This window comes from Carnobacterium mobile DSM 4848, assembly GCF_000744825.1.
GTDB lineage: Bacteria > Bacillota > Bacilli > Lactobacillales > Carnobacteriaceae > Carnobacterium_A > Carnobacterium_A mobile.
In genome coordinates this window covers 1172501-1193447 of the sequence record NZ_JQMR01000001.1, presented here as the reverse complement: position 1 = coordinate 1193447, position 20947 = coordinate 1172501, and the positions used below count along the sequence as shown (strand labels likewise).

Below are 20947 nucleotides of genomic sequence, written 5' to 3'. Positions count from 1 at the left end.
CCAAAATTTGACTTCTATTGACAAAGATCCTTACTATAGAAAGTAAGGATAGAAAAATAAAAATAAAGGAGTGCAGATTAATGGAAACCTTTAGATTAGCAAATGGAGAAAACATTCCAGTAATTGGAACCGGAACGAATACTTACGGAAAAGAAGGCAATCAATATAATGGGGAATTGAACGATGACTTTAGTGCATTGCAGTCTGCTATTAAAGCAGGATACCGTTTAATCGACACCGCTATTTCTTATCGGAATGAAGCAGGAGTTGGAAAAACAATTTACGAAAGTGGAATTGAACGCAAAGAGTTTTATCTTACGACAAAAATCCCTGCAAAAGAAGAGTATATCGCTTCTAAAGAACTAGTAGAGCAAACGGTTTTACAGAGCCTGGAAAATTTAAAAACAGATTATATCGATTTATATTTGATCCACCATCCAATTGAAGATAAAGATCAATTGAAACAAACTTGGGAAGTATTAGAATCATTTGTTGAACAAGGCAAAATCAAAGCGATCGGTGTATCGAATTTTAGTATTGAACAATTAGAACTGCTGAAAACTTTTGCACGCATCCAACCAGTCGTCAATCAAATTCAGTCAAATCCGCATACTTGGAACAATGAAATCATTGATTATTTGCTCAAAAATGATATTCTTCCGGAAGCCTGGAGTCCATTAAATAAAGTAACCGAAGAGCAAATGGCTAAGTTAACTGAAATTGGTGAGAAATATGGGAAAGACTGGGGACAAGTGTTGCTGCGTTATCAAATTCAAAGAGGCGTTGCAGTTATACCCAAATCACATAATAGTGAACATCAAGCTTCAAATTTAGAGGTATTCGATTTCGAACTAGCGAAAGACGATATAACTATCATTGAATCGCTGTAAGGATATATTGGTTTTAAAAAATTAGCAATATAGGTATAAACTACATGATCGTAAAGGCAAAACAAGAAATCGAATTAATTAAAACAATGTATAATTAGCTGATTTTGGAAAGAGCATTTTCCTGATTGAACAAAGCCCTCGCGTGAATAAAAAACTTGTCTTTTTATTTATATTTTAGAGACAAAATGGAATTCGAGGACAATCGACGGCTAAAAAGCACTAAGTTTGTCCTCGCAACGTGGTTTGTGGACAACCGACTGCAAAAAAGCACTAAGTTTGTCCTCGCAACGTGGTTTGTGGACAACCGACTGCAAAAAAGCACCGGTTTTGTCCCCGCAATGTGGTTTATGGACAACCAACTGCAAAAAAGCACTAAGTTTGTCCACAAAATGTGATTGATGGACAACCAACTGCAAAAAAGCATTAAGTTTGTCCCCACAATGTGGTTTATGGACAACCGACTGTAAAAAAGCATTAAGTTTGTCCCTGAAATATGATTGATGAACAAACTTTTCATTGATCGTTGATTGAAAGAAGAGTATTGAAAATTTGTCTTATCTTTTTTTGCTTTATACTGTGGAATTGGACTTCTTACCCTAGAAAATGCAGTTAGGAATGCTAAAAAAAATTCATTATGATTAACAGGTTTATTTATAGCGAAAAGTAGTCAGGAGTGGTAATACATGAGAAAGAAGTTTTTGTTTTCTTTCGTAGTTATCTTGCTAGGTCTAATCAGCGTAGGATGTGGGAATGAAAAAACAGCTGAAACAGTTAAAGAAAATCCAACAACTAGTGAATCAAAGGAAAAGAACACTAATGAATCTGTTAGTTCCAGTAGTGAATCAACTGATCCGCTGACCGCAAATCAAACGGCCGTTCCAACGCTTTTTATCCATGGTTATGAAGGAACAGAAGGAAGTTTTAGTGGAATGTTGTCACGTTTTGAAACGAGCGGTTGGGGAAAAAAAGCTTTAACCATAACGGTTCAGCCGGATGGCAGTATTTCTGAAACAGGTACTTGGCAGAATCAATCAGATAACCCGTTGATCCAAGTGCTGTTTGCGGACAATAAAAATAATGAATGGAACCAAGCAGACTGGGTCAAAGCTGTTTTGTCCTATCTAAAGAACACCTATCAAATCGATGAAGTGAATCTGGTCGGCCACTCGATGGGAGGCGTGAGCAGTTTTCGGTATCTGGTTACCTATGGAGAGGATGAATCATTGCCAACAGTTAATAAATTTGTTGCGATTGGTGCGCCATTTAATGATTTTGTGACGGGCAATGAAGCACAATCGCTTGATGAATTGAATCAGAATGGTCCATTAGTTATCAGCGAGCGCTATAGCGACTTTGCTGCGGGCATTCAACAGTATCCTAAAACGATTAAGATGTTGAATATCGTTGGAGATGTGCAAAATGGTTCGGATAGTGATGGCACCGTTCCTGTTAGAAGCGGTTTAGCCATTGGTTATTTAATGCAGACGAATGGACTAGATTATCATGAGGAAGAAATTGTGGGATCGCAAGCTCATCACAGTCAATTGCATGAAAATACCCAAGTGGATAAATTAGTCGGTGATTTCTTATGGGGCACACCATAAGAAATAAAAAACGAATAAGAAATATCCCTACCTTCTTAACTAAGTATGTTCATTAACCTAACAAAGGAGTTTGTCATGATGCAATTTATTATTTTGTTGCGAGGAGTCAATGTCGGAGGAAAAAACAGAGTTCCAATGAGTGAGTTAAAGCAGTATTTAGTTGATGATGGATTTACAAATGTCAAATCTCATATTAACAGCGGTAATTTGATTGTGGAGAGTGCAGAGGATACGAAGCAAGACGTTTTAATAAAATGCCAAAAAATTTTACTTGAACATTTTACTTTTCCTGTTGAGGCAGTTGTTCTTTCAGATAAAGAATACCAAAAGGAGCTAGCAGATATTCCGATTTGGTGGGGAGAAGACGAAGATTACCGACACAATGCTTTATTTCTACTGCCTTCAGCTGACAAAAAAGAGATTACCGAACTGCTGTCGGCGATTTATACTGCCTATGAAAAAGTTTATATTGGAGAACATGCTGTTTTTTGGTCTTCCTCTTTTAAAAAGGATTACAGTAAGACATATTATTCGAAATTAGTAAGCCGTCCTTTCTATCAGCAAGTAACGATCAGAAATCGAAATACGACACTTAAATTGCTTAATTATTTAGAAAATTAGTGAGCAATGTAGTCTAAGTTTTTTTAAAAGTATGATACTAACTTATGTATCACCTATACAAATAATGCTCAATGGTCTACGACCACTGAGCATTATTTGTATAGACCTTAGTTAGTAAATATAAACAGCGACTATTTCCAAATCTTCGTTTAAAAAAACTAACTGATAATTTGATGGATTTAATAATTCTTTTCTTTCAAAAGTATTAGATTGTTTGATCAAATCAAAATTTAAAGCTACATTAATTTTTTCATCTTCTACTATTGTATTAGTAACTTCATAGTATGGAGGATGTACTTCATCAATAATAGTTATAAAGCTAGTTTCTTGATTTAGTTCTGTAATAGCCACATATAAAGGCTTTTCTGTTTCAACTACTTTTTCATAAATTTCTGGAGAAAATGTCATTTCAAAAGTAACAGTAAGTTGGTCTTCATTGATTCTAAATTCAGGAATTGTCATGGTTGTTCCATTTCCAATTTGAGTTGAATAATCATTTAGGCTTTTATATCTAAAGTGGCTACTCTCGAAATAAGAACTCTTATGTATTCTGGTGTCTGTATTCATTTGATGTTGTTGCTCTTTCTTACTTATGCAGCCTGCAAAAAAAATAAGATAAAAATGAGTAAAAAAACTTTCTTTTTCATAAGGGAACTTTCCTCCGTTAGCAACTAAATTCTTTATATTCAACGTGTAATAAAAAAGCATTCCTTTTTTTATTACACGTTGAATATAACGTGATAAAAATGGTATAGTGTGATTTGTAATGTTTCTATTACAATGGAGGAGGAACGTATGAATATAGGCGGTACTATTCAAAGAATAAGAACTGGAAAAAATATATCCCAAGCAGTTTTATCAGAAAACATTATTAGTAGACCCCATCTTTCGCTTATTGAAAATGATAAATATGATTTATCTTTTAATACTCTATTAAAATTGCTTCAAAAAATGCATATATCTATGGAAGAATTTCTTTATCTAACAGAAAATTATACTGTAAGTGAAGTAAGAAAACTGTCAGTGCAGTTAATGTCGGCTGCCAATAAAGGAAGCATCGATGAATTAGAAGAAATCCAAAAAAAAGCAAAAAGTAAACTGAATAGCCAAGAAGATTTTGAATATTTTCATCTCTATTTGTTGACAAAAACTTATATCTACTTATGGAACAACAATTTTAAACTTGATGAGGAAGTAGAGAAAATTGTGCAACCTATTAAAGGTTATTTACTAAATTTATCGGAATGGTATATTTATGATCTGAAATTACTTAATAATATTCTATTTGTTTTTGATCTTTCTTCAATTCATTCGATTTCCAAAAAAGTTCTAAAGTCTCTTGAAAAGTACAAAGATTATCCTTCAGCTAGAAACGATTATTTGTTCCTCTTGATAAATATGTCTACCTATTACATTGAAAAAGGATTGTATCAAGAATCTTTAGAATTTTCTTGTTTAGGAAAAGAAAAAGTTAATAATAATATATATGAAAAAATAGTCTTAGATATCAATGATTCAGTTGCAAATATAAAGTTAGGAAAAGAAAGTAAAAAAAATAAAGAGCGTTTAACTAATCGTTTATTTATACTAGACTCCTTAGATTTTAAAGAGCTAAAAAACCACTTTCAAGAATTACTTGAACAGCATGATATTTGGCTCTAATCTGTATGTTAATAAAAGAAAACGATAGAATAAGTGAACGTTTTTTTGTTCTGTCAAATTAAAAAACAATGGAGTGTGATTGAATGAAAAGAAAATTTGGGATTGGTTTAGCTGTCCTAGTTATTATGATTGTTATTGGATTAGGGTTTGCCGGAAATTATTTTTATGATGTAGCCGTAGCTATAAATCAAAAGGATTTCATAGAAGCAGCAGATGTAGATGGAGACTATGATCCAAAAGACCCATGGCTAGAAGAAAAGAAATGGTACGATGAAGTAAATCGCGAAAAGTTATCGATTGAATCTGCGGATGGATTAAAACTTTCTGGAGTTTATATTGCGGGAGAACCGACTTCTAAAAAAGTAGCCGTATTGGCTCATGGTTATGCTGGAAGCTTGGAACAAATGGCACCTTATGTAAAATTATACCATGATATGGGATTTAACGTACTTGTGCCGGATGCCCGTGGTCATGGAACAAGCGAAGGGGACTATATCGGTTTTGGTTGGCATGAACGGAAAGATTATTTGCAATGGATCCAGCTGATGATCGATAAAGTCGGAGAAGATGCTGAATTGGCTTTATTCGGAATCAGTATGGGCGGCGCAACGGTTATGAACGTCAGCGGAGAAGACTTGCCGTCGAATGTAAAAGTGATTGTAGAAGATTGCGGCTATAGTTCCTTGACTGGAGAATTGGCTTATCAATTGAAAGATATGTATGACTTGCCGGCATTCCCTTTGATTCCAGTAACCAGTCTGGTAACAAAAGTACGTTCTAATTATTGGTTCGGAGAAGCAGATACAGTCGAACAAGTCAAAAAGAATAAAGTTCCTATGCTGTTTATTCATGGGGCAGAAGACAAATTTGTACCGACTGAAATGGTGTATGATGTATATGAAACCAATTCATCGACTAAAGAATTGTATATTGCACCGAATGCCGATCATGCAGATTCTTATGAAGAAAACAAAGAAGAATACAAACAAAAGGTTCAAGATTTTGTGCAAAGTTATATACCAGATTGATTCATTAACAGTAAATAGTTAAACAAAAAAAGTTCCTATCAACAGGTTGTTCTGTTTGATAGGAACTTTTTCTGATTCTATTATTTTTGGTGTTGGTAAGAAAAATGAATCTATTCTACAATCTTGAAATTTTCGGAGGAAATTTCATTATTAAGCATTACCAACATGATGTCTAGCAGTCCAAGCTTGGCTCTCGGGAAAAAGACAAGTACAACCCATTGCGCAGTATGCTCATTTGCCATGGCTCTTGCCATTTTAATGGCTTAGAGACATGGTACACTTGAGCTTCGCTCACAGTGCTACTTCCATCTTACATGCACAACGTCGCTGACGCTTCTCTGTTTAACTGACTGTATAGATGAAACATCTAACAGTCAGTTAATATTTTCCTATCGAGCCAGAACAGCCTTGTCCTGCTTTTCTTTTTTTAGACATCTAGTTTTAAGCGTTTGACGATTCTGGATAAGGTGAAGCAGATACTGAAATACAATAACGCCATCGCGATAAACATAGGAATCACGTAGTCTGTATTTTGACCATAAATGATTCTGGCATTATGGGTGATTTCAGGTAAAGAGATAATTGTTGCTAATGAAGTATCTTTGATCAGAGAAATCAACTGACTTAAAATCGGCGGTACCATGGCTTTGAAAGCTTGAGGGATAATGATATACCACAAGGTCTGAGCATAGGTTAAGCCTGTTGAAAGTCCAGCTTCTGTTTGTCCTTTTGGCACAGAATTTAACCCGGCACGGATAATTTCAGATAACATAGCAGATTCAAAAATCGTCATCGCAGCAACAGCTGACCAGAAAATATCAAATCGAATACCGATTTGCGGTAAAGCAAAATACGTAAAGAAAATAATTAACAAGAGTGGTAAGTTTCGGACTAAGTCAATAATAAAGCCGACGATTTTTGAAACAGCGGGAATTTTTAAATAGCGAATCAATCCCAAAATACTTCCAATGATAAAGCTAAAAAGAATGGACAAGACCGCTACTTCTACAGTAACCAGGAGTCCATCCAACAAGAAGCGGATGTTGACCCATGAAAAAGCTTCTACAATATTCAATTGAATTTCCTCCTCTTTATGATTTTGTATTTAAGCGACGTTCGATATAAGCCATCAAATACGTTAACGGCAGGGTAATAATTAAGTAAAGCCCTCCGATCAAGATATACGTATCGAATGTATTAAATGTTTCGCTGGCAATCAAGTCTCCTTGATACATTAAGTCGAGCCCAGCTACCATTGCTAAAACAGAAGAATTTTTTACTAAGTTAATAAATTGGTTGCCTAGCGGCGGGATAACGATTTTGATCGCTTGCGGCAAAACAATGTACCGCAATGTCTGACTATACGTAAATCCGGTTGAAAGACCAGCTTCCATTTGGCCTTTTGGAACGCTTAAAATACCGGCGCGAACTGTTTCTGCAATGAAGGCAGAAGTGTAGATGGTCAACCCAATCGTACCTGCTGTAAACCCGTCGATTTGAAACCAATATAAAGGCACAACTACGTAAAAGAACATGACAATAATCAATAAAGGAATGTTTCGAAAAAATTCGACATAAGCATTTGCTAGTCCTTTAAGCAGCTTATTAGTCGATATTTGAAAGATTGCTAATAAGACTCCTACAATTAAGCTGATGACCAAAGCAATTAGACTAGAGTATAAGGTATATTTGAAACCTTCCAATAGAATACCTGAGTAATTATTAAAAATTTGGATCATAAAATCCACCTCGCTTTTTCGTTTAAATTAAACAACCAAATCCAGTTGTAGGGATACTCGTCGTTTTATTCTTCCATTTCTGGGATCCATTTGTTATAGATTTCATCGTATACACCATTTTCTTTAATGGTCTTAAAAGCTGAATTAATCGTTTCAACAAACTTGTTTTGATCTTTATTGATGGCAATACCATACGGCTCATCTGTAAAGTTTCCGCCAGCTAAACGGTAACCAGGGTTGTTAGCGATGATGCCTAAAAGAATCGCATTATCAGTGGTCATGGCATCTCCCTGTCCGGATTGGAGTGCTGTAAAGGCTTCTGAATAATTCTCTAGTTCTAAAACATGAGTGTCTGGAGCGTGTTTCCGAATATTGGCAGCTGAAGTTGAACCTTTGACAGCCAAGACAGTTGTATCAGAAGATAAATCTGAGACACTTTGAATGGAGCTATTTCCCGGCACTAGTAAAGCTTGCCCCGCATCAAAGTAAACATCTGAAAAGTCAACTTGTTTTTTACGTTCTTCACTAATCGTCATCGTGGCAATAATGGCATCAATATTGCCATTTTTCAATAAAGGAATCCGAGTCTTTGAAGTAACTTCAACAAATTTTGCATTAGCAGCATCACCTGTAATCTCTTCTGTTAAAGCTTTTGCGATATCAATATCAAAACCTTCGATTTCGCTCGTTTTAATATTATAAAGTCCAAATAAACTCGTATCTACCTTGACTCCCCATGTAATGGTCGGGTCATCTTTCAAACGTTCTGTAATATCGACTTCTGCAATACTTTTTGAACCACAAGCCGCTAACAGCAACAAAGGAAAAATCAAACAGAGTAAAGTAAATCGTTTAATTGTTTTTTCCATTTAATCACCTTCCTAGTCATTAATGATTGATAATTTTGCTTAAAAATTGTTTGGCACGAGGATCTTGTGGATCTTCATAGAAAGCAACCGCTTCTCGGTCTTCTAACACTTCGCCATTAGCCATAAAAACAACGCGGTCAGCTACTTCACGAGCAAAGCCCATTTCGTGAGTCACGACGATCATCGTCATACCTTCTTTAGCTAGTTTTTTCATAACATCTAAAACATCTTCAATGGTTTCCGGATCTAAAGCACTAGTCGGTTCGTCAAAAAGCAACACACTTGGATCCATAGCTAATCCTCGTGCAATCGCGATCCGTTGTTGTTGACCGCCTGATAGTTGAGAAGGATAAGAATCTTTTTTATCCAACATGTTCACTTTGTCTAATAATAGCTCTGCTTTTTTTTGTGCCTGTTCGGTTGTTTGTTTTAATACTTTTGTTGGAGCCAGCATAATATTTTCTAAAACCGTTTTGTGCGGGTAAAGGTTAAAGTGCTGGAAAACCATTCCGACATTTTTCCGGACTTTGGTAATGTTCGTTTTTTTATCATGGATATTGATTCCGTTGATCGTTAAGTCGCCTTGACTGATTTCTTCTAAACCATTGATACAGCGCAGCATAGTGCTTTTTCCTGAACCCGATGGTCCAATTACGACAACGACTTCGCCTTTATTGAAAGTAAGATTAATATTTTTTAAGGCATGAAAATCACCATAATACTTTTCAACATTTTTAAATTCAATCATTTGTATACACTCCTTAGTTGCTTTTTTTTGATAAAGATAAGTAAATGAGGAAGTATATGAAATGTTGGGTTTAAACATTCCATATGCTTCCTTATAGGGAGACAGATATTGAAAGAAGAAACAAATACAAAAAATAAAAATCGTTCGTTTAAACGATTTTTGTTTAACGACATAACCTTGTACTTTGCACAGGTAGTGTCTAACAGAAAGCTGGATTTTTATCCTACTTTTCTTAAAATAAAAGAGCCATCAGCTTAGCTGAATAGCTATAAGGAAGTTACTGTATAGTTACTAAAGGGTACGGACTTTTAGTGTAAGAAAGTAATTTGATATAAAGGATCTACAGAGAAAACTTGACCTCTTTAATGAGGACTAGCAGTGATAATAGAATAATGAAACGTTGTATTGCACTTAAATTTACGGTCGGTTCTTCTTTAAAAGAATGATTTGAAACAAACAATAAAAAAATTAATGGAAAAATCGTTCGTTTCTATTTGATCAGGTCTGTTGACTATCACTAAGATTATCATTAAACTACATCGATTGTAAATAAAAAAGTTTTAATTTTTTTAGAGAACGATTACAAAATAAGCTATGCAAAAGCAGAAGGTTTTAGTGGTTTTGTACGAAAGTGGGTAATTCATTGCACAGAATAATACTTTTTTGCTGAAAATCGAGCGAAATCCTGCGAATATTGTTATACTAAGAGTATCTATACTTTAGGAAGAGAAGGTAAAACTCTATGGATCAGATTCATATTTATCATACCAACGATATCCATTCACATTTTGAAAATTGGCCTAGAATTTCTGCCTATCTTCAATCTGAGAAAAAAAGAATAAATGATATGGATGAAACGTACTTTTCTTTTGATATTGGAGATGCTTGCGATCGCGTTCATCCCTTGACAGAAGCTACTAATGGACAAGCAAATGTGCGGTTATTAAATGAAGCACACTATGATGCGGTAACGATTGGCAATAACGAAGGGATTGGCAGTTCAAAAGCAGAACTCAATCATTTATACGATGAAGCTAATTTTAAAGTCGTGTTATCCAATGTATTAGATAAAAAAACTGGAGAATATCCGGCATGGTCTCAACCATTCGAAATTTTGCAAACAAAAACAGGGCATAAGATTGGGCTGTTTGGTCTAACCGCTCCTTTTCCGACAAGTTATGAACCTATTGGCTGGTTTGTAAGAGAACCGGAAGATGTGATACCGGAAATGTTGGAGCTGCTGTCCCCATTAGTAGACACGGTTATCTTGCTGTCGCATCTAGGAATTATAGAGGATCGGAAAATTGCCGAAAAATATCCGTTGATCAAAGTCATTCTAGGTTCGCATACACATCATTTATTGCCGGAAGGGGAGAAAGTCCGAAACACTTTACTAGCAGCAGCTGGTAAGTTCGGTCAATATATTGGACATGTGGTTTTAGAAACTGAAGGACCTCATTTGGTCTCGGCAAAAGCAGCTGTAGTAGAAACTAGGCAATTACCTGCTGTAGAAAACGAAGAAGAATTGATTCAAGGCTATGAGCAATTGGGACACCAATTATTAAATGAACAAGAAATTGCAGTGATCCCTAGTAATTTTTCAGTCAGCTGGCAAAAAAAGTCGACTTTAGTTGAAGTCGGATTGGAAGCTGTTAAAGACTATGCTAAAACAGAAGCAGCTATTTTAAATGCAGGATTATTTATGCAGCCGCTGATTGAAGGCATTGTGACCAATGATGAATTGCATCAAGTATTGCCGCATCCAATGAGAATTCTGCGCTGTACTTTAGACGGTGAAAATATGATTCGTCTCATGTATGAAATGGAAAAAAATCGGGACTTTTTACGTAATTTCCCTATAAAAGGCATGGGATTCAGAGGACAAGTTTTTGGCGAGTTGTGTTATAACGGAATTGAATTTGATAAAAAAACCAGAGAAGTAAAGTGGTTAGGAGAACAGATCGTTAAAGAAAAAAGGTATACCTTTGCAACGGTCGATCATTTTATGTATATTCCTTTCTTTCCGACCATTGAAATAAAAGGAGAGAACGAAGTGTTATTCCCTTACTTTATTCGCAATGTTTTAGGCCAGCATTTAGGGAAAACGTATCCTTTAATAAGCGAAGACAAATCAGAATAGAAAATGCAGGTGAAAAAAATGTCAGAACAGAAAGAACAGACCACTAAGCAAAATATAGAAAAACAGCATAATGACTCTAAACCGTCATCTAGCAAAAAACAGAGTTCACATCAATCAAGCGAAAAAATGGATAAATCAACCAAACAAAAAAGAACGAAGAGAAGCTCGGTTAATGAATCCCAACAAACAACTAGAAACCTAACAAAAAAAGAATATCCTGAGAAAAAAGATCAGCATGCAACGCATTCATCTATGGGTCTAGAGATACAAGAGACTTTAGAACCGACGGAACAACAATTAGTACAGCGAATAGATGCAACTACTATCACGATCGACGGCACCAAATATGAAATCGTTAAAGACTACAGAGAAGCTTTTGATGCTGAACGATTAAGTGAAAGATACAGTGAAATTTTAGATAAATACGATTATGTAGTAGCAGATTGGGGTTTTGAACAATTACGGTTAAAAGGTTTTTATGATAATCGAAACCGAAAAGTTCCTCAAGACCAAAGAATCAATAACTTGGAAGATTATTTATATGAATACTGTAATTTCGGCTGTCCTTATTTTGTTTTGCATCGTTTGGAAACGAAAAAAAGCAAAAACAAAGGAGGATTTTCAGAAAAATCTGATAAGCCTGCTCGCAAACGAAGAAACCAAAAAGGAAAAAATCCTACGAACCAAAAGTCAGAACGAGTAAAACAACCGGCTGCTTCACAGTCAGTCACAGAAAAAAAGAAAAGCAAGCCAACTGGAACAAAAGGAAAACGTGATTTTGTTAAAAAAGAGGTCACTCCGGCAACTGTTCAAAAAGAAACGAAAGTTGCAGAGAAAGAAAAAGCTGCATTTAAGACCGTCCAAGACAGTAAGGGCAAACGCCACTTTAGTATTCGCCGTAAAGATGTGGAAACGAAAAAAAATAACGAATAGGAGCTGTGAAGAACACTCATGGATTATAAAGGATATTTAATTGATTTAGATGGAACGATGTATTTGGGAAGCAAACCGATACCAGCTGCTTCTCGTTTTATTAAACGGCTGCAAGATAAGCAGATCCCGTTTCTATTTGTCACGAATAATACAACAAAAACGCAAAAAGAAGTGGCCGATAATTTACGGAACCATTTTTCAATTGATGTCCCTGAAGAGACTATCTATACTGGTTCATTGGCAACAGCAACTTATATGAAAGAATTAAACCAAGGCAACAAAGTGTTCGCTATTGGAGAAACTGGATTAAAGCATGCTTTAAGCGATGCTGGATTTATCGAAGATAAACTCAACCCTGATTTTGTAGCAGTGGCTTTAGATCGTAAAGCCACTTATGAAGATTTTGAGACAGCTACTTTAGCTATTCACAAAGGAGCACGTTTTATTGCTACGAATAAAGATACAAATCTGCCCAGTGAAAAAGGAATGGTTCCGGGAGCTGGTTCATTAGCTGCATTGGTGATAGCTGCTACGCGAGTTCAGCCTACTTTTATTGGGAAGCCTGAAGCAATCATTATGAATGAGGCATTGAAGACAATTGGATTGAAGAAAGAAGAAGTAGTGATGGTAGGGGACAATTATGAAACAGATATTCTTGCTGGTATCCACAATGGAATAGATACGTTATTAGTCTATACAGGTTTTACTAAGCGGGATGATCTTACTGCTGGGATGGAACAACCGACTCATCAAATTTCTTCTTTAGATGAGTGGATTGTGTGATGAAAGTAAAGTTCATTCACTTTTTTGGTATCGCATGTCTTTTTTTATGTATCTTAACTGTAGCCATTGCCATTACAATCAACTTTGTTCCTTTATATGCCTTTGATCTTGATTACTTTTCTATCCCCGAAAAGTTGGGAATCAGTAAAACAGTGCTGTTAGAAAACTACCATATTTTACTCGATTATTTAAATAAACCCTGGATCACAGAATTGCACATGCCAGATTTTCCAAGTTCAGAAGATGGGCTGTTTCATTTTTATGAAGTGAAAAAGTTGTTTTTATTTAATTATGCAGTTGCAGCAGTCACGACGATCAGCACTATTTTTTATGTGTTCTTTATGAAACGGCAGCGTTTAGTCTGGAAATTGATTAGGCCTTTTCAATGGGGCATGCTCATTCCTTTTGTTGTGTTGATCTTGATTGCTTTAAACTTCGACCAGTTATTTATTACTTTTCATGAAGTCTTTTTTAACAATGATGCTTGGATGTTTAATCCGTCAACGGACCCTGTAATCTTGGCTTTGCCGGAATCATTTTTTATGCATTGTTTTATATTGGCTTTTGCGTTAATTGAAGTAACGATTATCGCGGGTTACTTTTTTACTAAACGTATAGCTTTTAAAAAAGAATAAAAAGCCTGAAGCCTTTTTCCTGTTAAGAGAAAAGGTTTCAGGCTTTTTTAATTTGTTGGTATTATTCGATAGTAATTTGTTTTTTCTTGTTGTCTTCAGAAGAAAGTTTTGGCATCGTTAAAGTGAGTACGCCATCTTTGTAATTTGCTTTGCTGTTTTCTTCATCTGCATTTTTAAGATAAAATTGACGTGTCATACTGCCATAAGAACGTTCTTGCTTAATATATTGGCCTTCATCATTTTTTTCACTTGTTTCTGATTGGCGTTTAGCATGAATGGTTAAAACATCGTGGTCAAATTCAATTGAAATGTTCTCTTTATCAAATCCGGGAAGATCGACTTTCACTTCATATTCTTTTTCTGTTTCGTGCACATCGGCTTTGAAATTGTTTTTTGTGTTTGATAGGGAAGCTCTATCCCAAAAAGAGTTGTCGTCAAATAAACTTGGAAAGAAATCAGAGAAATCCGGAAAGTTACCTTTTTTTTGTAAATCATGTGGCATGGTTGCTCTCTCCTTTATCATTTTTTCTTACAAGTCTAGTATACTTCTTTAATCAAAAAAGCCAAATAAAACAGCCGTCATTAATGGTGCAACTTATTTAACCAGTTCACTTTGTGATGGGTTAGCATGCGCTAAGCGACTGGCTGCTGCAGCGGCAATTGCACCAACGATATCGTCCATAAAAGTATGCACTTCATCGCCTTCATGACTATTAAGTTTAGCTAGAATTCCTGGTTTGATTTTGTCGATGTAGCCGTAATTCGTAAAACCGATTGAACCATAGACGTTTACAATCGAAAGAGCCAGAATTTCGTCAATTCCATAAAGACCTTCATCGTCTGTAATAATATCTTGCAGTGGATTCATTAATGCATTCTGCTCTGCTAATATATCCAGCTGAACGCCTGTTAAAATAGTATTTTGCACTTCGCGTTTTAATAAGACTGCTTCAACATTCGCTAAACATTCATCCACTGTTAAATCTTTGATATACGGAGTTTGTAAAAAAAGGACCAGCTCAGCAATATCGGTTAATTTTACACCGCGTTTGTCTAACAATTCGAGTGCTTTTTGATGTAACTCATTACTTGACTTTACCATAATATGCATACCTCCTAGTTAAGTAAGTCCAGTATACCTCAATTTACTGATTTAGTCGGCAGATAACCCTTAAAAAAAGCGCCTGTTTGACCTGATCAACAGGAAAAACAGACGCGCGATAAATAACTATTTAGAATAAGCTGGTACTGTGCATGGGTTGTACGCGCTCATCGGGGTTGATATAGCTCATAGCATTATTGATAGCAGTTGGGGCTTCGCCAAAACCTGTGGCAATTAATTTGATTTTTCCTTCATACGTACAAATATCTCCAGCCGCATAAATACCGGGAATGGAAGTTTCCATCTTAGTATTTACGACGATTTCATTACGAGTGACATCGAATCCCCAATTTTTCATTGGACCAATGGAAGAGCTGAAACCATAATTTACTAAAAAATCATCGATTTCCAAAGTTTCTGTTTTATCCCCGCGCACTTTTTTTAGGGTAACGTGTTCTAGAACATGTTCTTTGCCGTCAATGGCTTCTGGAACAAAAGGCGTTTTTATTTCTACACCCGATTCCATTAACAAGGAAACAGAATGTTCTAAAGCTCTGAATTTAGTGCGACGATGAATCAGGTAAACTTTTTTTGCAATCGGTTCTAATGTTAGCGCCCAGTCTACTGCTGAATCACCGCCGCCGCAAATCGCGACTGTCCGGTCTTTGAATCGTTCGATATTGTTAACATAATAATGTAATGTTTTGCCTTCATATTGTTCAGCATGTTCGATTTCTAATCGTCTAGGTTGAAAAGCGCCATTTCCAGCGGTAATAATAACAGCTTTTGAATAGTGCGTTGCTTTCTTGGATTTTAGTTCAAAAATCCCTTCAGCATTCTTATGCACATCCACAACTTCTTCTTCCAGACAAATTGTTTGTTCAAACCGTGACATCTGAACTGATAAATTATCAATCAGCTCTTGAGCACCAACTACCGGCATAGCAGCAATATCAAATATGTCTTTTTCAGGATACAGCATAGATAACTGTCCACCGAGTTGTGGTAAACTTTCAATGATCTTGACTTTTGCATTACGCATACCGCCGTAAAAAGCAGCAAACATCCCCGTAGGACCGCCACCAATAATAGTGATGTCAAATACTTCATTCGTTGGTTTCAAAGTAATTCCTCCATATATAACAAGTCTGTTCCTCAAAGCGTTTTTCAGTATAGCACAAAAACAAAAGAACTTCATAGATTGCTCATTAACTAAAAATGCCCTTTTACCTTCCACAATACGTTCATGGAAGGGGAAAGGGCACCGTAAAATAAAGCAGCCATTTAAAAACCAAAAATAGACAATAATTCACGAACTGCAAAAGCAACTCCGATACCCGTTAAGATACCAAAAAAGACTTCAATGGGTTTATGTCCCAAGTATTCTTTTAAATGGCGTTCTTTTTCTTCAGCTGTGAAATTACTTGGTTCGTGTTGTAACTTGAGAACCTTATTACGCAAATCTTGAAAATCAATGACCAAATGGTTTAGAAGAATCCCTTGTTCACCGCTTTGTCTGCGGACCCCCATCGAATCAAACATTACAATCACCCCAAATGTACTAGCGATAGCCACTAAAGGGGAACGTACTCCTTCTTGTAAAGATAAGGCAGTGATGAGCGCAGAAACCGCAGCAGAATGAGAACTCGGCATACCGCCTGTGGAAGTTGCCAATGCCCATGTGGTTTTTCTTTGCAAGAGCAGCGCAATAGGAACTTTAATAAATTGAGCAAAAATAATAGCTGTTAATGCAGCAACAAGCGGAAAATTCGATAAAATTGCCATAACGTACCACCTTTTAAAAAAATAAGCTGTTTATTTTCTATCATACCATGAAAAGAATGCAAGCTTGATAAAAATGTTTCTCCGACAGTAAAAATAAACGAGAAAAGAAACGGTCAAGTTGAAAAAATAAATAAAATCAATGGTAAATTGAGCAAGAGTTGAGTATGATTGTAAAGTAAGTAAAAATTAGGAGGGTTTTAAAATGACTCAATTTAAGCAATTGTCAACAGAAGTAGCTGAAGACGAGAAAGTAGCAACAATAAAAACAAATATGGGAGAAATCAAAGTTAAACTTTTCCCTAGTGTTGCGCCCAAAACAGTCGAAAACTTTTTAGGATTGGCTGAAAAAGGATATTACAACGGAGTTATTTTTCACCGTGTTATTCCTGAATTTATGATTCAAGGTGGCGATCCAACAGGTACTGGTATGGGTGGAGAAAGTTTATGGGGACAAGAATTTGAAGATGAATTTTCAAATGAAGTCTTCAACATCAACGGAGCCCTTTCAATGGCTAATGCCGGTCCTGGTACAAACGGCAGTCAATTCTTTATCGTAACGGCTTCAACAACACCAGCCAATATGGTAAACCAATTGGAAGCAGCAGGATATCCTGTTGAAGTTATTGAAGCGTATAAAGAAAATGGCGGTACACCATGGTTAGACTTTAAACATACTGTTTTTGGACAAGTTATCGAAGGTATGGACGTGGTAAACACAATCCAAAATGTACAACGTGGCGCTCAAGACAAACCAGTTCATGATGTTGTAATTGAAACAATTGAAGTAGCTTAGTATGTTACCAAAACCTCTCTGCATAAAAATAGCAGAGAGGTTTTTTATAAAGTAGGAAGGGATAAATACTCTGCCATCACTGTTTAGCGTTGGTTTCCTATTCCACAGTAACCCCTGTTTTTGCGAGTGCCAATACAAGCTTGATTATTTTTTCTTTATTATTTAATTGAAAACGCCCTCACATCTGTTAGTTTGTGCTACAATATAGAGGAAAATGATGATGGAAAGGATTGTGCAAAAATGATATATGGTGCAATTGAAGCAGGTGGTACAAAATTTGTATGTGCAGTAAGTGATGAACAAGGCGAATTAAAAGAAAAGGTCAGTATACCAACGACGACACCTGAAGAAACACTGAATCAAGTTTTTTCATTTTTTGATTCTTATGATCTAGATGCTATTGGAATAGGATCATTTGGTCCAATTGATGTCAATACTTCTTCAGCTACATATGGATACGTTACTTCTACGCCGAAAACGGCTTGGAAAAATTACGACTTTTTAGGAGCAATAAAAAACCGGTATGCTATTCCGGTAGGTTGGACAACAGATGTTAACGCAGCAGCTCTTGGTGAATTGAAAAGAGGCGCAGCGCTAGGATTGTCAAGTTGTGTTTACTTAACGGTCGGAACGGGTATCGGCGGCGGAGCAGTAATAAATGGAAAATTATTAGAAGGTTACGGTCATCCAGAAATGGGACATATGATGGTCCGGTTACATCCTGATGAAACATTTGGCGGATTCTGTCCTTATCACGGAGACTGCTTAGAAGGAATCGCTGCTGGGCCAGCCATTGAACAACGGTATGGCAAAAAGGGCCATGAATTAGCTGATGAATCGGCTGTTTGGGAAATGGAAGCTTACTACTTAGCACAAGCTTTAATGAATTATACATTAGTGTTAAGTCCAGAAAGAATTGTTTTAGGTGGCGGTGTCATGAAACAGACACAGCTTTTCCAACTAGTTCGTCAGGAATTTGAAAAACTGATGAATGGATATGTACAGTTGCCGCCATTGGAAGAATATATTGTTCCTCCGGCATTGGGAGACAATGCGGGTATTACCGGCTGCTTATTGTTAGCTGCAGAACAAATCGCTTAAAAAAAAGAGAGAACAGGATTTTTATTCCTGTTCTCCTTTTTTAATAACTTTATTGGTTCTCAAAGGCCAATTTGATTCGATTTAAACCTTCAATTATAAGGCTTTTTGATGCTGCAAAGTTTAACCGCATATAATGTGAACCAGCTGGACCATAAGCTGCTCCTGCATTTAGTCCTATTTTTCCTACTGTAGCAAAATGTGCTGCTAATTCAGCATCAGTCATATTTAAACTAGAGCAATCAAACCAGAATAAATAAGTGCCTTGCGGTTTCATATAAGATACGTCTGGTAATTCTTTATCAAAAAATGCACAAATTATTTCTAGATTTTCACTAAGGTACTGTAATAAATCAGTTAGCCAAGGACCGCATTTAGTCAAAGCTGTTTCTGTTCCGATATAACCAAATGTCGTTAAATTGCTTTGTTCCATTTTAGCTTGCGCTAATTTTAGTTGATCAGCTAGAAATTTATTTTGTACGTAAATCATTGAAGTTTTAATTCCAGCTAAATTAAATGTTTTAGTAGCAGCTGAGAGTGTAATCACAAACTCTTGGTAAGACACATCCAGTGTTACTAATGAAGCAAGCTGATAAGGTTGAAAAATCAGATCACCATGGATTTCGTCGCTGATGATTAGGATCTGGTGTTTTTTACAAAGCTCAGCCAATTGAATGAGCTCTTCTTTTGACCAGACACGTCCGCCTGGATTTTGCGGATTACATAGAATAAATAGTTTAACCTGCTGCTCGACCATTTGTTTTTCCATTTCGATGAAATCCATTTTAAACTGATTTTGTTCTACAATTAAAGTAGAGCGCACACAACGGCGATGGTTTAATGTAATCATATTTGAAAAGGGTGTATAGACAGGATCATGAATCATAATCGCTTCATTTTCTTTCGTAAATGTTTGAATGATCAAGGCAATACTTGGCACGACTCCTGGCGAAAAGAGAATCGCTTCTTTTGTCAGTTCCATGTGATGACGTTCTTTTTGCCAATCGATAATAGCTTGGTAAAGTGTATCAGGAGGAGCGGTATATCCTAAAATACGAGAATCAAGTAAAGATTTTAAGGCATCGAGAACCGGCTTTGGACTCGCGAAATCCATATCCGCGATCCACATGGGAAGAACATCTATTGAACCAAATACTTTTTCTGACTGCCCCCATTTAATATCCAATTGATTAGTACGGTCAATAATTTCATCAAACTTACTTTCCATTTAATCACATCCTTTTTATAGTAAAAAATACAACGAATCATTACCTCTATTATACGTTAACTAGGGAACGTTTCCAAATCTAGTAGCAGCTAGCTAAAACAAAAAATAAAATTTGACCCGTTTTTGAAAGCGAATACTATTTTCATAACTTTTATTGTTGTGATACAATTGCATTGCAGTGTTAAAAGTACTATTACAGCGTAAAAATGAACGAGGTGAGAAAATGGATTATAAAATCGGTATGATTGTTAAAGGTAAAGTAACTGGTATCCAACCTTATGGTGCATTTGTTGCATTAGACAAAGAAACACAAGGATTAATCCATATTTCCGAATGCAAGCATGGATATGTAAAAAATCTAAATGAAGTTCTAGCTGTTGGCGATGAGATGGATGTGATGATTTTGGATATTGATGAGTATACCAAAAAAATCAGCTTATCATTGAGAGCTTTAGAAGACCAAAGCCACTTTCATTATCACTCTAAGAAAAGAAGACACCGTCAAGAAAAATTGAATCAGGATGGATTCAAAACAATTCGTGATTTAATGCCCCAATGGATCGAAGAAGCAAAAGCAGATGAAAAAAGGCAAGTGAATTAGAAATATAGCCGCTGTTTTAAATACCTAGAGAAGTTTACTGTGTGATTACTTAAAAATTTAAGTGTGAGGTGCTTGAAATGACAGAAAAACAATGGGTAGCCGGAACAATTATGACCCATAACATAGAAGGAAAATATGTGTTTTTAGTAAAAAAAGAAGGCGAAAAATTTTCGTTTCCGTCCACCCAGATTCTGAGTAAACAAACTGGTTTAGCTTGTATTTTAGAAGAGCTAAAGAGTACCCTGGCAATCGATATCCAAAATTTAAATCTTTTTGAATTAACCAATGCTATAGTTGAAGGAAACCGTATCCCGCTTTTTGTATTTGAATTAGCTGATGCCAGTATTCAAACCAATGAGATATTAAAGAATAACTTTTCCCAATTATCTTGGCAACAATCAAGCATCTTGACAGAAACTCTAGAAAATTGGAAAATATCCGGGGTTCCGCAATTTTAATTTAACTATTTCTTAACAGTATTTCTTAGTAGAAATGCTGTTTTTTCTTGCTTTTTTCTTCTAAAACTACTAAAGTTAAGAATGAATGACAGCGTTGCACCTTGATTCACAAATACAAGATAATGGAGTGATTTAAATGGGACATATTAAATTTGATTATTCAAAAATCGAAAAATTTATTCAACCACATGAAATTTCAAACATGCAACAGCAAGTAACAACTGCTAATG

Annotated in this window: 24 protein-coding genes (1 of these 24 only partly in view); 14 read left to right on the top strand and 10 right to left on the bottom strand. The window is 35.8% G+C overall.

The annotated features are described in order from the left end of the window. Positions 1 to 80 precede the first annotated feature (80 nt). The 3 genes from BR87_RS05590 to BR87_RS05575 all read left to right on the top strand — a co-directional run bounded on the left by BR87_RS05590 (position 81) and on the right by BR87_RS05575 (position 3115). Positions 81 to 890: an aldo/keto reductase family protein gene (locus tag BR87_RS05590; RefSeq protein ID WP_035029659.1), complete on the top strand. Its 810-nt coding sequence runs from the start codon at positions 81 to 83 to the stop codon at positions 888 to 890. Positions 891 to 1573: 683 nt separating this feature from the next. Then, positions 1574 to 2494, top strand: coding sequence for an alpha/beta fold hydrolase (locus tag BR87_RS05580; RefSeq protein ID WP_035029654.1), 921 nt, complete (start codon positions 1574 to 1576; stop codon positions 2492 to 2494). A 78-nt stretch (positions 2495 to 2572) separates the two neighbouring features. Further along, positions 2573 to 3115 carry a DUF1697 domain-containing protein gene (locus tag BR87_RS05575; RefSeq protein ID WP_035029651.1) on the top strand — a complete coding sequence of 181 codons (543 nt, stop codon included), beginning with the start codon at positions 2573 to 2575 and terminating at the stop codon, positions 3113 to 3115. Positions 3116 to 3226: 111 nt separating this feature from the next. On the opposite strand, the gene BR87_RS05570 is transcribed toward BR87_RS05575, so the two are convergent. Then, complete coding sequence (locus BR87_RS05570) at positions 3227 to 3805, bottom strand: hypothetical protein (protein WP_169741135.1); 579 nt, start codon at positions 3803 to 3805, stop codon at positions 3227 to 3229. A gap of 105 nt (positions 3806 to 3910) precedes the next feature. Here BR87_RS05570 and BR87_RS05565 point away from each other — a divergent pair, with 105 nt between their 5' ends. Next, positions 3911 to 4777: a helix-turn-helix domain-containing protein gene (locus BR87_RS05565; RefSeq protein ID WP_035029645.1), complete on the top strand. Its 867-nt coding sequence runs from the start codon at positions 3911 to 3913 to the stop codon at positions 4775 to 4777. A gap of 83 nt (positions 4778 to 4860) precedes the next feature. After that, a complete protein-coding gene (locus BR87_RS05560; protein WP_035029642.1) occupies positions 4861 to 5805 on the top strand; it encodes an alpha/beta hydrolase in 945 nt (314 codons plus the stop codon). A gap of 427 nt (positions 5806 to 6232) precedes the next feature. Here the strand turns inward: BR87_RS05560 and BR87_RS05555 are convergent, their stop codons facing one another. From BR87_RS05555 to BR87_RS05540, 4 genes are all read right to left on the bottom strand, one after another. Next, on the bottom strand, positions 6233 to 6880 hold the full coding sequence (locus tag BR87_RS05555; RefSeq protein ID WP_035029639.1) for an amino acid ABC transporter permease: 648 nt from the start codon (positions 6878 to 6880) through the stop codon (positions 6233 to 6235). A 16-nt stretch (positions 6881 to 6896) separates the two neighbouring features. Next, positions 6897 to 7544, bottom strand: a complete 648-nt coding sequence (locus tag BR87_RS05550) for an amino acid ABC transporter permease (protein WP_035029637.1) — start codon at positions 7542 to 7544, stop codon at positions 6897 to 6899. A 65-nt stretch (positions 7545 to 7609) separates the two neighbouring features. Continuing rightward, positions 7610 to 8401, bottom strand: coding sequence for a transporter substrate-binding domain-containing protein (locus BR87_RS05545; RefSeq protein WP_404813353.1), 792 nt, complete (start codon positions 8399 to 8401; stop codon positions 7610 to 7612). Between the two features lie 31 nt (positions 8402 to 8432). Then, positions 8433 to 9167 carry an amino acid ABC transporter ATP-binding protein gene (locus BR87_RS05540; RefSeq protein ID WP_280512195.1) on the bottom strand — a complete coding sequence of 245 codons (735 nt, stop codon included), beginning with the start codon at positions 9165 to 9167 and terminating at the stop codon, positions 8433 to 8435. A 736-nt stretch (positions 9168 to 9903) separates the two neighbouring features. Between BR87_RS05540 and BR87_RS05535 the strand changes: the two genes are divergently transcribed. The 4 genes from BR87_RS05535 to BR87_RS05520 are packed head-to-tail and all read left to right on the top strand — an operon-like array spanning position 9904 to position 13652. Further along, complete coding sequence (locus BR87_RS05535; RefSeq protein WP_035029630.1) at positions 9904 to 11301, top strand: bifunctional metallophosphatase/5'-nucleotidase; 1398 nt, start codon at positions 9904 to 9906, stop codon at positions 11299 to 11301. Between the two features lie 18 nt (positions 11302 to 11319). Beyond that, positions 11320 to 12234 carry a YutD family protein gene (locus tag BR87_RS13600; protein WP_051929692.1) on the top strand — a complete coding sequence of 305 codons (915 nt, stop codon included), beginning with the start codon at positions 11320 to 11322 and terminating at the stop codon, positions 12232 to 12234. A gap of 18 nt (positions 12235 to 12252) precedes the next feature. Continuing rightward, positions 12253 to 13017 (top strand): TIGR01457 family HAD-type hydrolase, encoded by a 765-nt coding sequence (locus BR87_RS05525; RefSeq protein WP_035029628.1) that lies wholly within the window; start codon positions 12253 to 12255, stop codon positions 13015 to 13017. Further along, positions 13017 to 13652, top strand: coding sequence for a TIGR01906 family membrane protein (locus BR87_RS05520; protein WP_051929690.1), 636 nt, complete (start codon positions 13017 to 13019; stop codon positions 13650 to 13652). Before BR87_RS05525 ends, BR87_RS05520 begins: the two co-directional genes overlap by 1 nt. A 61-nt stretch (positions 13653 to 13713) precedes the next feature. On the opposite strand, the gene BR87_RS05515 is transcribed toward BR87_RS05520, so the two are convergent. The 4 genes from BR87_RS05515 to BR87_RS05500 all read right to left on the bottom strand — a co-directional run bounded on the left by BR87_RS05515 (position 13714) and on the right by BR87_RS05500 (position 16539). Further along, positions 13714 to 14154, bottom strand: coding sequence for an Hsp20/alpha crystallin family protein (locus BR87_RS05515; RefSeq protein ID WP_035029626.1), 441 nt, complete (start codon positions 14152 to 14154; stop codon positions 13714 to 13716). 93 nt (positions 14155 to 14247) lie between these two features. Then, the gene (locus tag BR87_RS05510) at positions 14248 to 14754 is read right to left on the bottom strand and encodes a phosphatidylglycerophosphatase A family protein (protein ID WP_035029623.1); all 507 of its coding nucleotides are present in this window, start codon (positions 14752 to 14754) and stop codon (positions 14248 to 14250) included. A 130-nt stretch (positions 14755 to 14884) separates the two neighbouring features. Next, positions 14885 to 15820 (bottom strand): NAD(P)/FAD-dependent oxidoreductase, encoded by a 936-nt coding sequence (locus tag BR87_RS05505; RefSeq protein WP_051929909.1) that lies wholly within the window; start codon positions 15818 to 15820, stop codon positions 14885 to 14887. A gap of 218 nt (positions 15821 to 16038) precedes the next feature. After that, entirely contained in the window at positions 16039 to 16539 is a 501-nt protein-coding gene (locus BR87_RS05500) for a divergent PAP2 family protein (RefSeq protein WP_035029616.1), read from the bottom strand. A gap of 202 nt (positions 16540 to 16741) precedes the next feature. Between BR87_RS05500 and BR87_RS05495 the strand changes: the two genes are divergently transcribed. Together BR87_RS05495 and BR87_RS05490 are read left to right on the top strand one after the other, a co-directional pair. Next, complete coding sequence (locus tag BR87_RS05495; RefSeq protein ID WP_035029613.1) at positions 16742 to 17332, top strand: peptidylprolyl isomerase; 591 nt, start codon at positions 16742 to 16744, stop codon at positions 17330 to 17332. A gap of 240 nt (positions 17333 to 17572) precedes the next feature. Further along, positions 17573 to 18433, top strand: a complete 861-nt coding sequence (locus tag BR87_RS05490; protein WP_035029610.1) for an ROK family protein — start codon at positions 17573 to 17575, stop codon at positions 18431 to 18433. Positions 18434 to 18482: 49 nt separating this feature from the next. On the opposite strand, the gene BR87_RS05485 is transcribed toward BR87_RS05490, so the two are convergent. Continuing rightward, entirely contained in the window at positions 18483 to 19658 is a 1176-nt protein-coding gene (locus BR87_RS05485) for a MalY/PatB family protein (RefSeq protein WP_035029607.1), read from the bottom strand. A gap of 223 nt (positions 19659 to 19881) precedes the next feature. On the opposite strand from BR87_RS05485, the gene yugI reads away from it, so the two are divergent. The 3 genes from yugI to BR87_RS05470 all read left to right on the top strand — a co-directional run. Then, positions 19882 to 20259 (top strand): S1 domain-containing post-transcriptional regulator GSP13, encoded by a 378-nt coding sequence (yugI, locus tag BR87_RS05480; protein WP_035029604.1) that lies wholly within the window; start codon positions 19882 to 19884, stop codon positions 20257 to 20259. 77 nt (positions 20260 to 20336) lie between these two features. Next, positions 20337 to 20717, top strand: a complete 381-nt coding sequence (locus BR87_RS05475) for a hypothetical protein (protein ID WP_035029601.1) — start codon at positions 20337 to 20339, stop codon at positions 20715 to 20717. 136 nt (positions 20718 to 20853) lie between these two features. After that, positions 20854 to 20947: the start of a glucose-6-phosphate isomerase gene (locus tag BR87_RS05470; protein WP_035029599.1), read on the top strand. It continues 1253 nt past the right edge of the window; only the first 94 of its 1347 coding nucleotides appear in the window; its start codon is at positions 20854 to 20856; the stop codon falls past the right edge of the window.